Source organism: Nocardia sp. NPDC004415, assembly GCF_053602435.1.
Genome location: NZ_JBSGDP010000005.1, coordinates 84386 through 97762, shown reverse-complemented (window position 1 = coordinate 97762; position 13377 = coordinate 84386). Strand labels below are relative to the sequence as shown.

The 13377-nt window shown below is 72.1% G+C and carries 11 protein-coding genes; 8 read left to right on the top strand and 3 right to left on the bottom strand.

The window, feature by feature from the left end:
* Window positions 1-117: 117 nt before the first annotated feature.
* From ACWEMY_RS04045 to ACWEMY_RS04025, 5 genes are all read left to right on the top strand, one after another.
* Window positions 118-759 carry a TetR/AcrR family transcriptional regulator gene (locus tag ACWEMY_RS04045; protein ID WP_452388791.1) on the top strand — a complete coding sequence of 214 codons (642 nt, stop codon included), beginning with the start codon at window positions 118-120 and terminating at the stop codon, window positions 757-759.
* A complete protein-coding gene (locus ACWEMY_RS04040) occupies window positions 756-1226 on the top strand; it encodes a nuclear transport factor 2 family protein (protein ID WP_452388790.1) in 471 nt (156 codons plus the stop codon). The genes ACWEMY_RS04045 and ACWEMY_RS04040 overlap by 4 nt, the downstream gene beginning before the upstream one ends.
* A gap of 1 nt (window position 1227) precedes the next feature.
* Window positions 1228-2040, top strand: a complete 813-nt coding sequence (locus ACWEMY_RS04035; protein WP_452388789.1) for an SDR family NAD(P)-dependent oxidoreductase — start codon at window positions 1228-1230, stop codon at window positions 2038-2040.
* 226 nt (window positions 2041-2266) lie between these two features.
* Window positions 2267-3622, top strand: coding sequence for a hemolysin family protein (locus tag ACWEMY_RS04030; protein ID WP_452388788.1), 1356 nt, complete (start codon window positions 2267-2269; stop codon window positions 3620-3622).
* A complete protein-coding gene (locus tag ACWEMY_RS04025) occupies window positions 3615-4679 on the top strand; it encodes a hemolysin family protein (RefSeq protein ID WP_452388787.1) in 1065 nt (354 codons plus the stop codon). Before ACWEMY_RS04030 ends, ACWEMY_RS04025 begins: the two co-directional genes overlap by 8 nt.
* Before the next feature lie 29 nt (window positions 4680-4708).
* Here ACWEMY_RS04025 and ACWEMY_RS04020 read toward each other — a convergent pair whose 3' ends face one another.
* Window positions 4709-5194, bottom strand: a complete 486-nt coding sequence (locus ACWEMY_RS04020; protein WP_452388786.1) for a DUF3558 family protein — start codon at window positions 5192-5194, stop codon at window positions 4709-4711.
* A 236-nt stretch (window positions 5195-5430) separates the two neighbouring features.
* Here ACWEMY_RS04020 and ACWEMY_RS04015 point away from each other — a divergent pair, with 236 nt between their 5' ends.
* Both ACWEMY_RS04015 and ACWEMY_RS04010 read left to right on the top strand, forming a co-directional pair.
* The gene (locus ACWEMY_RS04015; RefSeq protein WP_452388785.1) at window positions 5431-6768 is read left to right on the top strand and encodes an ABC1 kinase family protein; all 1338 of its coding nucleotides are present in this window, start codon (window positions 5431-5433) and stop codon (window positions 6766-6768) included.
* A gap of 124 nt (window positions 6769-6892) precedes the next feature.
* Window positions 6893-7753 (top strand): SGNH/GDSL hydrolase family protein, encoded by an 861-nt coding sequence (locus ACWEMY_RS04010; protein ID WP_452388784.1) that lies wholly within the window; start codon window positions 6893-6895, stop codon window positions 7751-7753.
* Here ACWEMY_RS04010 and ACWEMY_RS04005 read toward each other — a convergent pair whose 3' ends face one another.
* A complete protein-coding gene (locus tag ACWEMY_RS04005) occupies window positions 7754-8917 on the bottom strand; it encodes a PucR family transcriptional regulator (protein WP_452388783.1) in 1164 nt (387 codons plus the stop codon).
* A 73-nt stretch (window positions 8918-8990) separates the two neighbouring features.
* Complete coding sequence (locus ACWEMY_RS04000; RefSeq protein WP_452388782.1) at window positions 8991-11267, bottom strand: ATP-binding protein; 2277 nt, start codon at window positions 11265-11267, stop codon at window positions 8991-8993.
* A 164-nt stretch (window positions 11268-11431) separates the two neighbouring features.
* Here ACWEMY_RS04000 and ACWEMY_RS03995 point away from each other — a divergent pair, with 164 nt between their 5' ends.
* Complete coding sequence (locus ACWEMY_RS03995) at window positions 11432-13324, top strand: nitrate- and nitrite sensing domain-containing protein (protein ID WP_452388781.1); 1893 nt, start codon at window positions 11432-11434, stop codon at window positions 13322-13324.
* Window positions 13325-13377: the final 53 nt, after the last annotated feature.

Here is a 13377-nt window from a genome sequence, read left to right as displayed (position 1 = left end):
CTGTCGTTTCCGGAAATTCTCCGTCGTCGCCGTCCGATCACCGTGATCGAAACCGAGTAGTTCAGAATTCTGAACCCACGGGTTCAATCCGGGCCGGAACGGGCCTACTGTTCAGGCATGGCGGCAACGATCACCGAGCGCGGACGCGTCGACAAGCGGCAGGCGATTCTCGACGCGGCGTTCACCGTCTTCGCCCGTCGCGGCTACACGCGGGCGTGTGTGCAGGAGATCGCCGAGGTGGCCGGCGTCGCCAAACCGACGGTCTACAACCACTTCACCGACAAGGACACCCTGTTCCGGCACGCGCTGACGGCCGCCGCCGATGCCGTGCTGGCCACCAACCTGGCCCTGGTCGACCTTCTGCGCGACCCGCAGCCTCCGCTCTCCACGGCCCTGGCCGACCTGGCCTACCGCCTGGCCGAGGGCTGTTGCGACGAGCGTTCCCGCGCGCTGCGCTGGCTCACCTACAGCCAGGTCGCCCGGTCCCCCGACCTGATCGACGAGGTGCTCAGCCGCACCGCCGACCGCCTGGGCGACGCCCTGGCCGACCGCTTCGCCCAGCTGGCCCTGGCGGGCCGCGTGCGCATCGCCGACCCGGCCCGCGCCGCCGAACACTTCCTGGTCCTGATCACCGGCCCGCTGGAAGGCCGCTCCCGGCTGGGCACCCGCCCGGTCCCCCCGGCCGACCTGCGCGCGGTCACCACCGCCGCGGTCGACACCTTCCTGGCCGCCTACCGCACCCCCGACGAGGAACGATGACCACCTCCACCGACCTGCTCGCCACCCTCGACGCCGAGCGCGCGATCCTGCGCACCTTCCACGAGTTCTTCCGCATCGCCGACACCGGCGAGCACGAGCGCTTCACCGAATGCTTCACCCCCGACGCCCTCATCGAATACCGGATCATGCCCGGCCCGGTCCAGCGCTTCCACGGCGGCGCGGCCTTCACCGCGCACATGTGCCGGGTCCCGCGCGCGCGACGCAGCCTGGTGGCCCACGTGATCGGGCAGAACTGGATCGACTGGACCGACGGGCGCCCGCTGCTCACCGCCTACGCGACGGTCTGGCACTGGTCGACCAGCGTCGACGTCGGCCGTCCCGCCGACTGGACCACCATCGGCCTGGTCCGTGACGAGTTCACCGAACACGAGGGCCGGTGGCTGATCTCGCACCGCGACGTGCGCCCGGTCGCCGGTCTGGTCGCCACCGGCCGTGGACCGCTCTGACATGCGCACCCTGGTCATCACCGGCGACACCGACGGCATCGGCCGCCATCTCGCCGACCACTACCTCGCGCGCGGCGACCGGGTGGTGGTCATCGGCCGCGATCCGGCCAAGGGCGCGGCGTTCCGCGCGGCCGCGGGCGCGCGCGGCACGTTCCTGCGCGCCGATCTGGACTCGATCGCGCGCAATCGCGCCGTCCTCACCGAACTCCAGGACAGCCACCCGCGCATCGACGCGCTGGTCCTGTGCGCGCGCTTCTACCGGTCGCACCGCACTCTCACCACCGACGGACTAGAGGCGACCTTCGCGCACTTCTACCTGAGCCGGTTCCTGTTCGGCCACGGGCTGCGCGACGCGCTCGAGCAGACCGCCGACCCGGTGATCGTCAATGTCGCGGGGCCCGGCGCACCGCTGGCGGCGGCCCGGCTCGACGACCTCCAGCTCAGCCACGACTATCACGGCGGCGCGGCGCTCGGGCACAACGGCAAACTCAACGATCTGCTCGGCGTCGCTTTCGCCGAGGAGTACCGGGCCGGACGCACGCGCTATGTCCTGGTCCATCCGGGCGTCACCGCGACCGCGCACACCGGCGCCTACGACGCGCCCACCCGGGCGATGGTCACCGAGATGGCCCGCACGGCGAAACCGGTGGCCTGCGCCGCACGACCGATCGTCGAGGTCCTCGACGCACCCCCGCGCGAGCCGCTCACCGCCCTGGCCGAAGGGCGTCGTATCGCGGTCGACGGCCCCGATTTCGACCCCGCCGCGGCCCGGCTGCTGGCGGCGCGGACGCGGGCTCTGCTGGCCGGGCGGTGACCGCCGCCCCGCGCCGCTGACACATCATCGGTGAGGACCCACTACTATTGGCAGTGCCGATCTCGGCACCGCTCTTTCCCCACCCCGAAAGGATCCAGTTGTCACCCGCGTCCAAGGGCGCCACACAGGAGGGCTCCTCTACGGAGCCGGGTGACAAACCCGGCGTCCTCCTTTCCGCAGCGTCCGTTCGCTCGTCCGTTCTCCCGGCACCCGGGTGGTGCCGCCGATGACCATCGTGCTGACCGTGCTCAGCCTCCTCGGTTTCATCGCCCTCACCGTAGGTACCGCGCTGTTCGTCGCGGCCGAATTCTCGCTCACCGCGCTGGAACGCAGCACCGTCGAGGCCGCTGCCCGCGAGGGTGACACCCGCGCCCGGCTGGTCAAGCAGGCGCACAATTCGCTGTCGTTCCAGCTCTCCGGCGCGCAGCTCGGCATCACCATCACCACCCTGATCACCGGCTTCATCGCCGAACCGGTGCTGGCCCGGCTGCTCGATCCGCTGCTGGCCCTGACCGGGCTCGGCGAGAACGCCGCGCACGGTGTCGCCCTGGTGCTGGCGCTGGTGCTGGCCACCTCGCTGTCGATGATCTACGGCGAGCTGGTGCCCAAGAACATCGCCATCGCCAGGCCGATGGCGACCGCCCGGCTCACCTCGGGCCCGATGATCGGCTTCTCCGCCCTGTTCAAGTGGCTGATCCGCTTCCTCAACGGCGCCGCCAACTGGATCGTGCGCAGGCTCGGCATCGAGCCCGCCGAGGAACTGCGCTCGGCGCGCTCCCCGCAGGAACTCGGCTCGCTGGTGCGCACCTCGGCCCAGCGCGGCGCCATGGACCAGCGCACCGCGCAGGTGATGGACCGCTCACTCGAGTTCGGCGAGCGCAGCGCGGAGGACCTGATGACTCCGCGCGTGAAGGTGGAGTCGCTGGACCGCGACGACACCGTCGCCGATCTCATCGCCGCCTCCGCGCGCACCGGCTACTCCCGGTTCCCCGTCATCGACGGCGATCTGGACAACACCCTGGGCGTGGTGCACGTCAAACAGGCGTTCCTGCACCCGGCACACCTGCGCAAGCAGATCCCGCTGAGCAGGCTGGCCGTCGCGGTGCCGATCGTGCCCGCCAGCCTCGACGGCGACGAGGTGATGGAACGGGTCCGCGCCGACGGCATGCAGGTCGCCCTCGTGGTCGACGAGTACGGCGGCACCGCGGGCATGGTGACCATGGAGGACGTGATCGAGGAGATCCTCGGCGACGTGCGCGACGAGCACGACGAGGAGGAACGCGACGTGCGTCGCGTCTCCGACGGCTGGGACTGCTCGGGTCTGCTGCGCATCGACGAGGTGTCGCGCGCGACCGGCTACGACGCCCCCGAAGGCGAATACGACACCCTCGGCGGGCTGGTCCTGACCCAGCTCGGCCGGATCCCCGCCACCGGTGACGATGTGGTGCTGCCCGCCTCGCGCGGCACCGGCGGCGGCTGGGTCGCGCGGGTGGAACGGATGGACGGACGGCGCATCGACCGGGTGCGGTTGATCCCCGTCGACGCGGCGCACCTGGCGGCACGGGAGCACAATCATGGGTGATCTGTTCGGAATCGTCCTGACGGTGGTGCTGCTGGCGTGCAACGCGTTCTTCGTGGCCGCCGAGTTCGCCCTCATCTCCGCGCGCCGCGACCGGCTCGAGGCCCTGGTCGCCCAGGGCAAGAAGAAGGCGCAGACGGTGATCGAGGCGGGCGAGAACCTCTCGATCATGCTCGCCGCGGCCCAGCTGGGCATCACCATCTGCTCGATCCTGCTCGGCCGGGTCGGCGAACCCGCGATCGCGCATCTCATCGAGCGCCCGTTCGAGCTGCTCGGCCTGCCCGATCAGCTGCTGCACCCGGTGGCCTTCGCGATCGCGCTGACCATCGTGGTGATCCTGCACATCCTGCTGGGTGAGATGGTCCCGAAGAACATCGCCCTGGCCGGACCGGAACGCACCGCGCTGCTGCTGGTGCCGGTCCACCTGGTCTGGCTGCGCATCGCCCGCCCGCTCATCGCCCTGTACAACCTGGCGGCGAACCTGACGCTGCGGATGCTGCGCATCGAGCCCAAGGACGAACTCGACGCCACGGTGTCGACGGTGGAACTGGCCGAGATGATCGGCGAGTCCCGCTCCGAGGGACTGCTCGACGAGGAGGAGCACCGCAGGCTCACCCAGGCACTGGGCACCTCCGACCGGATCGTCGGCGATGTGATGGTGCCGCTGGCCCAGGCGCGTTCGGTGCCGTTGCGCGGCAACGGCACCACCCTCGGTGACATCGAGGCGGCCGTGGCCGAGACCGGGTTCTCCCGGTACCCGGTGCGCGCGGCGGACGGTTCGCTGGTGGGCTACCTGCACGTCAAGGACGTGCTCGACAAGGTCGCCGACGACACCGCCGGACCCGAGACGGTCATCCCGCGCACCGACATCCGGCCACTGCCCACGGTGAGCGCGGGCACCACCCTCTACGAGGCGCTGGCGCGGTTGCGCCGCACCAGCAGTCACCTCGGCCGGGTGGTCGACAGCCGGGGCAACACGGTCGGTGTGGTCGCGCTCGAGGACCTGGTCGAGGAGTTCGTCGGCACGGTGCGCGACACCACCCACCGCAACGCCGACTGAGTCACCGCGGCACCGGCAGCGCGCCCGGTCTAGTCAGGGAACAGCGGGACGATCTCCGCACCGGCGCGGCTCAGCGTCACGCAGGCGTCGCCGGCCTCGGGCACATCCGCGCGATTCACCACGATCATGCGGATGACGCCCTGGTCGGCGTCGAACAGGACATCGCACGCCGAGGTCAGCGCGCCGGGGTCGGCGAGCCTGCGTCCGGTGCGGCCCGCCACCGTCAGCTCGGTGAGAACCGCACCGGCGGCATCGAATTCGGCGGGTCTGCGCGAGGTCGAGTACACCCGCAGGTGCGCGGTGCCCAGCTGCCATTCACAGGCCCGCCACTCGTTCGCGCCGCCGATCGGCTTGCGGGTGGCCGGGTCGGCTCCGGCCCGGGTGAGCGCGTCGTCGGTCACCGTCGTGCACGGATCGAACAACGCGTGCGGCGCGGGTGCCTGCTCGGACGAGCATCCCGTCGTCACGGCCAGTGCCGCGGCCGCGATCGCGATCAGCGTCAGTCCCTGTGTCATACCGTCCTCACCCGTCGACGTCCCCGGCGGTCGAGACGCTACCGCGAACGCGGGCGGGGCCCGGGCGACGGCGGCCGACTCTGCGCGGTATCACCGTCACCCGGCCGCGGGGTTGTGATCCGCGGGGAGGATTTGTGATGTCACACGAAGTCGAGGGCGTAGTGGTGACCGGCGACCATCCGTGGCCGAAGAATTCGGTATCTGCACACTGAGTCACTCAGGACACGGAGGATGGGATGGCCGACAAGGACCTGCCCGGCGGCAGGATCATCCGCGGAACCCGGATCGGCCGCCTGGCCGCGGGCCAGGTCGCCCGCGGGGTCGGAACGCGGCTGGCGATGGTCGGCCGCACCGAGCAGGCCCGTGCCACCCTGCGGCGCCGGTCCTCGCTGCAGGCCGCCCAGCAGATCGTCACCGTGCTCGGCAGTATGAAGGGCGCGGCGATGAAGCTGGGCCAGATGGCCTCGGTGCTGGATCTGGATCTGATCCCCGAAGAGCATCGCGAGATGTTCCGGACCAAGCTCGCCGAATTGTGCGACCGCGCACCGCGACACCCGTTCGCCGAGATGCGCGCGGTCGTCGAGGGCGATCTGGGTCCGATCCGCGAGGTGTTCGCCGAGTTCGACGACGTCCCGGTGGCGGCGGCCTCGATCGGGCAGGTGTATCGCGCGCGGCTGCACGACGGGCGCGTGGTCGCGGTGAAGGTCAAGTACCCGGGCGTGGACCGCGCGATCCAGGCCGACCTGGGCAATCTGCAGTTCCTGCGCCGCCTGTGGAAGACCTTCCTGCCCTCCGCCGGTGACAGCGATGTCCTGCAGGAGGTCTGCGATTCCATCACCGCCGAGCTCGACTACCGGCGCGAGGCCGCCAACCAGCGGCGTGTGGCGAGCAGGTACCGCGGTCATCCGTCGATCGTGGTGCCGGACACGATCGACGCGCTGTGCACCGGCAACGTGCTGGTCACCGAGTTCGTCGAAGGCGTGTCCTTCCAGCACATCCGGCGGCTGCCCGAGGCCGACCGCGCCCGGATCGGCGAGCTGGTGTACCGCTTCTACATCACCGGCATGTTCCGGGACGGGGAGTACTGCGCCGATCCGCACCCCGGCAACATCCTGCTCGCCGACGACGGCCGGGTCGGTTTCGTCGACTTCGGGCTCTACCGCACGATCGAGTCCGCGGCGCTGGAGACCGAACGCCAGGTGCTGCGCGCCGCGGCGCAGCACCGGCCCGAGGAGATCCACCGGATCTGGACCGAACGCGGGATCCTCGGCCCGGACTCCCCCGTCACCGCCGAGGACTGCCTGGAATACGTCTGGGCGGCCAGCGGCTGGCACCTGTTCGACGACGAGCTCACCATCACCCCCGAGATCGCCACCAGCGCCGTGGTGCTGGCGACCGACCCCCGGGCGGGCGAGCACCGCGAGGTCCGGCGGCTGATCCTGCCGTCGGAGCACGTCTTCTCCCGCCGTGCCGAACTGTTCACCCTGACCGCGCTCGGCCAGATCGAGCCGACCGCCAACTGGCATGCGCTGGCCCGGGAATGGCTCTACGACCAGCCGGCGAGACGGGCGTGAACCCACACAGCCCGGACCGCCGAACCGTGGGATTCCAGCCCGGACAATCCGCACCGGCGATAGCGTGGCCGGTCGGGACACGGCACGATCACGACGAACGACGGAGCAGGAAACGAGGACAGTGATGCGCGATCATGGCCGGGTTTCCCGGTGGGCACGGGCGGCCGCCGGGATGGGCTGCGGACTCGTGGCGACGGCGCTGACTACGCAGCCGGTCGCCGTCGCGGCGCCCCCGGGTGCGGAGTATGTCGCCCTCGGCGATTCGGGGGCCGCCACCACCGGCGTGCAGCACCTCGACCTCACCGCGCCGCCGCTGTGCGCGCGCTCGACGGTGAACACCCCGGCCACCATCGCCGAGCAGCTGGGACTGCGGCTCGACGACCGCACCTGCAGTTCGGCCAGGATCACCCACCTGACCAGCGCCCAGGGCGCGGGGATCGCACCGCAGTTCGAGGCGCTGGGTCCGGCCACCCGCCTGGTGACCCTGCACATCGGCGCCAACGACGCGAACTTCACCCGGCACGTGGTCGCCTGTCACCTCGGCACCGTGGCAGGGCGGGACTGCGCCGACGCGGCCTGGGACGCCGAGATCGACGCCATCGCAGGCGACTACGCGGCCGCGCTGCGGCAGATCACCGCCCTGGCCCCCGGCGCCGCGATCTTCGTCGACGGCTGGCCGAGCTACACCGACGGCCGCACCTGCGCGGCGATGCTCGGGCTCGACACCGCGGGCGCGGCCCGGATCCAGGCCGCGTTCGATCGCCTCAACGGCGTGGTGGCGGCGCAGGCGCGCGCCGCGGGCGCCACCTACGTCGACACCGTGGCGGCCGCGCGCGGACACGACATGTGCGCGCCGCCGGGTGTCCGGTGGTTCGAGCCGGTCGTCGCGGATCAGACCCTGGTGCCGTATCACCCGACCGTCGAGGGCATGCGCGGCGTCGCCGAGGTGGTCGTCGCGGCGGTGCGCGCGTCGGGTTTCCGCTGATCAGGCGGTGGCCGCGGGCGGTTCGGTGACGACGAGGGCCGACCGCACGTACCAGACGTCGTGGCTGTCGGTGAGGTCGTATCCGGTCAGCGCCGCGATCCGGCGCAGCCGGTAGTCGACGGTGTTGATGTGCAGCCGCAGCGCGTCGGCCGTGCGCCGCCTGCTCATCTCGCAGTCGACATAGCAGCGCAGGGTGTGGAACAGCTCGGGGTGATCGGCCAGCGGCCGTAGCACCGCGGCCAGCAGGTCGCGGGCGGGACCGGGCCGGGCGATCTGGCATTCGAGCGCGTGATCCTCGAACCGGTGGACCCCGCCGCCGACTCCGCGCCGCCGCAGCAGGGCCAGCAGCTCGTGGGCCTGCCGTCCGGCCTCGGCCATCTCCGTGGGCCTGGCGCGGGTCACCGCGCCGAGGACCGGTGTCTGCGCGGCGCGGGCCAGCGCGTTCATGATCGCCTCCAGGTCACCGGATCTCGTCTGCGGCCACGGCAGCAGCGCGGTGCCACCGGTCGCCGACAACACCGACAGCGCGCGGCCGGTGCCCACCGCGGCGAGTTCGGCCCGGACGCGCGCCACCATCCGGTGCTCGCGTACCCGGCGGTCGATCCCCGACGCCGCGTGCGCGTCCGCGGCGTCGATACCGAGGGCGAGCACCCAGTACTGCTCGGCAGGCTCCACCCCGTATCCCCGGGCGGTCTGCGCGGCATCGGCGCCGGCGAGCAGCTTGCGCGCGAGCGCCTCCTCGGCCGCGACGAAGGTGCCACCGGTCGCCACGAGACAGCGTGCGTAACTTCCCGAGATCGCGGCCGACACCGCACCGAGCGCGGTCGTGAGAGCGGCCGCGTCGATCGCCTGGCCGGGCAGCGGGCGCAACGCGACGCTCACTCCCCGGTGCACGAGGGCCAGGACGGTGTCGACGGGAACCTGGTCGCGCGCCCACTGCGCGGCGTACCGGTCGAGCTCGCCGATCGTCGGCGCGACCGCCACACCGGCATTCAGCCCGTCGACCACCGCCAGGCACACCCGCACGATCGTCGCCAGGTGCCGGTCACCCGGCCCGATCGCCCCGGTCTCCCGGAGTTCCGCCACCAGGGCCTGCCGCAGTTCCGCGGCAGGGAAGCACGGGCCGGGTACCGCCTGCGCGGCACCGGTTCTGCTGTACCCCATCGGTTGTCCCCTCGTCCGGACGGATGTGGGATCGAGCGTGCCCGGCGATCGTGCGTACCGGCAATCGGCAGAACTACGTATTCGCCTCGCCCGAAGCCCGGTCGGGGGTGCGGGCCAGCATCCAGGTCGCGAGCCGGGTGCGATTCGCGATGCCGAGCTTGGCCAGGATGTTGCGCAGGTGGGTGTCGGCGGTGCGCGTCGCGATCACCAGCTCGGCGGCGATCTCGCGGTTGGTGAGACCCGCGGCGACCAGTGCCGCCACCTCGAGCTCGCGGGGAGTCAGCGGCACGGGTTCGGGCGGTTCGGCTTCGGCGAGCGCGAACTCGATCGCCTCGGACAGCGGCATCGTGTAACCCGCGCGATGGGCGCGAGCGAAGGCGGGCGCGCCGAGGGCGTCCTCGGTCGCGGTCCGGTACCGCGTGTGCGGCCGGACCAGGACGACCGCGGCGTGCGCGCCGAGCTTGTCCCAGGCTGCCGCGGCGATCCCGAACAGCGTCGCCGCCCGGTGGTGGCGTTCGCGCGCCGCGGCCACCCAGGCCAGCGATTCGATGTGATAGGCGTCGCCGTAGCGGCTCTCCCACCAGTGGGAGTGCCGCAGGGCCGCGACGGCGGCGTCGGCGGCCGCGTCGGGGTTGCCGCGCATGACCTCGATGAGGCTGATCGAGAACCGCAGCACACACGAGTAGTGGAAGTCCCCGCGCTCGGCGCACCGTGCGACCGCCACCCGCAGTTCGGCCAGCCGCCCGTCCGGATCGTCGGCCGCGGTCGCCAGCACCGCGATGTTCCACGCGCCCAGGGCTTCGCGCTCGTGGCCGTGCGCGCGCAACACCGTCACCGCCCGCTCGGCGAGTTCGGCCGCGCGCAGGTTGTCCAGATCGACTTTGGCCGCGAGCGCGTGGACTGCCGTGATCCGGGCCGCGGCGACCGGATCGCCGGGATCGGCGGCCGCGGCGGCCAGTTCGAGATCGCGCTCGGCGGCCGCGCGGTCCGAGATCGCCAGCGAGTGCAGTGCCGCCACCACCCGGCCACGCGAGGCGTAGGGGCTGTCCGGCGCGGCGGCCAGCGCGCGATGCAGCCACGTGCGGACCTCCCGGTTGGCGCCGGTCATCGTCCAGAACTCGTCGACGCAGGCCACCATCTGCACGGCCGCGTCCGCCTCGCCCGGGGTGTCCACCGACCACTCCAGCGCGCGCCGCAGATCCGGCTGCGCGGTGCGCAACCGGGTGACCAGCTCGTGCTGGCGGTGGCCGAGGAATTCGCGATCCGCCAGCAGCACCAGCTCACGGAACCAGTCACGATGACGACGGGTGAGCTGTTCCTCCAGCCCGGCCGCGCGCAGGTGTTCGCGGCCCAGTTCCCGCATCGACCGCGGGAGCCGGAAGTGCGCGACGTCCTCACCGCGGCGTTCCAGCACGCAGGTGTCCACCAGCGAATCGACGACCTCGTGCATCGGTGTCGCGACATCGGCTCCGGCGCAGAGGTATTCGGCGGCCTCGAGCTCGAACCAGTCCCGGAAGATCGACAGCCGCGTCCACACCGCCCGCTCGTCGGCGGTGCACAGCCGGTAGCTCCATTCCACCGTCGCGCGGACGGTGCGCTGCCGGTCGGGGACACCGTGGGACCAGGCACCGGGCAGCGCGAGCCAGCCGCTCCAGCGGTCCAGGATCTGGCGGGCCGACAGGGATCGCAACTGGGCGGCGGCCAGCTCGATCGCCAGCGGGACCCCGTCGAGCAAACGGCACAGCCGCGCGACATCGGCGGCGTTGTCGTCGGTGACACGGAAGTCCGCCCGGACCGCGCGCGCCCGATCGGCCAGCAACATCACCGCGGGACAGTCGCGCAGTCGCGCGGGGTCGGCGATGTCGGGCCCCGGGACGGTCAGCGGCGGAATCCGGTAGACCTGTTCCCCCGGCACCCGCAGCGATCCCCGGCTGGTGACCAACAGGTGCACGCGGGGGCAGCGGGCCAGCAGCTCGACCGCGACCTCCGCGACGGCCGCGCTCAGGTGTTCGCCGTTGTCCAGGACGAGCAGCACGGCGCGCGGTGCCAGTTGTCCCACCACCCGGTCCAGCGCGGAATCGTCGGCGCCGATGTGCAGCCCGAGCGCCGACGCGAGCGCCGCGGGCACCTCGGCCGCGTGCCGCAGACCGGCCAGTTCGACGAAGCAGACCTCGTCGTAGCCCGGTTCGAGAGCCACCGCGATCCTGCGGGCCAGCCGTGTCTTGCCCATCCCGCCGGGCCCGGTGATCGACACGAGCCGGACGTCGTCGACCAGACGCCGCACCGCGTCGAGATCGGCGTCGCGTCCGACGAAACTGGTCGTCACCGGGTCGAGGTCGTTGAACACCATCTGTCACTTCTGCCGGCAGGGTGCCGCGATACTACCCAGCCGCCGGGCACGACGCCCCCGGCGGTTCGGGTCGGTTCACAGCGTCCCGGCCGATCGCGCACCGAGTTCGACAACGACCGCGCAGAGCGGCCGATTCCCGCGATCGGAGCTCCTATCTTGGCCAGATGTACGCGGTGAAACACAGAGTCCGGACGCAGCTGGCGGTGCTGGCGCTGGTTCCCGGCGCGACATTGCTGGTGATCGGCCTGATCGTCGGCGCGGGGCAGCTGCGCACCGCCGGGCAGATCCGCCAGTGGAGCGAGGACCTGGAACTGATCCGGCCCGCCGCCTCCGAACTGGTGGTCGCGGTGACCGCCGAGCAGTTGCTGTCGGTGCAGGAACTCACCGGCACCGGTCCAGGCCCGGCGGGCCTGTCCGCCGCGCGTAGCCGCGTCGACGCCGGATTCACCGCCCTGATCGGCGCGGATCGGCTGCGCCACCGGCCTTCGTCCGCGATCGCGGCGTTCTGGGCGGACTACGCGCCGAAGCTGGCCCAGGCCCGCCGGGCCATCGACACCGGCGCGCTGCCACCCGCCCAGGCGTTCGCGGTGTTCCGCGCGCCGCTGACGCTGTTCGACTCCGGTTTCCGCGACGCCCAGCGACGCGCGCCCGATCCCGACACCGCGGCCCGGGTGGCGCAGTCGCGCAGCCTCATCGACGGCGTGCTCTCGCTGAGCAAGTCGGTGACGGTCGCGGTGGGATTGGCCGGTTCCGGCGGAACCGCCTTCGACACCGCGGAATTCACCGCCCACCAGGGGCACTACCGCGTCACGCTGTCCGCGCTGGCCGCCGACCTGCGCGGCCCGGAACGGGAGGCGCTGACCACGGTGCTCACCGGCGAGGCCTGGCGGGCCCTCGGTGAGCGGGAATCGGCCCTGCTCACGTGGCTGGCCACCGACCCGTCCGGCCGCCGGTCGGCCCCGGCCGAGGTGGACGAGTGGCGCACCGACTCGGCCGCGGTGCTCACCGGCCTGATGCGGGCGTACGCCGCGCTGCACCGCAGTACCGCCGCGGAGATCGACGAGTCGGTGGCGCGCGAGACCCGCCGCGGTGTGCTGATCGGCGCGTCCACGACCGTGCTCGCCCTCGGCGCCGCGGGGGTGTCGTTGCTGCTGGCGGCCCGGCTCGGCCGGCGGGTGGGCCGGCTGCGCGAGTGGTCGCTCGATATCGCCGACCACGAACTGCCCGCGCTGCTCGCCGCCGCGGGGGCGGGTGACCCGGGCCCGGCTCGCGCGGTGTCGGCGCCGCAGGTCGGCCGCGACGAGATCGGTGAGGTGGCGAAGGCTTTCGAGCACGCGGCCGACGCCGCCCTGGGCGCCGCGGTGGCCCAGCTGCGGTTGCGCGAGGGCACCAGGGCCGTCTTCGTCGACATGGCCCGGCGCAGCCAGGACACCGTCCACAGCCAGCTCCGGATTCTCGACGAGGCCGAACGCGACCAGCAGGACCCCGACGTGCTGGCCACCCTGTTCGCCCTCGATCACCTCGCGACCAGAGAGCGGCGCAACGCCGAGAACCTGCTGATCCTGGGTGGGGTCCGTCCGGGCAGGCAGTGGAGCAGACCGGTCGCCCTGGGCGAGGTGGTCCGCAGTGCGATCGGGGAGAGCGCCGACTACCAGCGGGTGCGCATCGGCCGCACCGCCGAGGTGGCGGTGCCGGGCGCGGTCGTGGCCGATCTCGCGCACCTGCTGGCCGAACTCGTCGACAACGCCACCGCCTTCTCCCCGGCCACCACCCGTGTCGACGTCACCAGCCGGGTCACCGGAACGGGCGCGCTCGTCGAGGTCGTCGATCAGGGCATCGGCATGTCACTCGAGCGTCTGGCCGAATGCAATGCCGAACTGGCGAACCCCCCGCACTTCGGCGTCGACATCCTGGCCGAAGACAGCCGCCTCGGCCTGCTGGTCGTTGCCCACCTGGCCGCCGAGCACGCCCTGTCTGTCCGCCTCCACGAGTCCCCGTACGGCGGTGTCCGCGCCGAGGTATGCCTTCCCGCCACGCTGCTCGTCACCCGGTCCTGACACCGGATGACGAGAATCCGCACGACACCGCCGCAACCACCGGGTACTCGGCA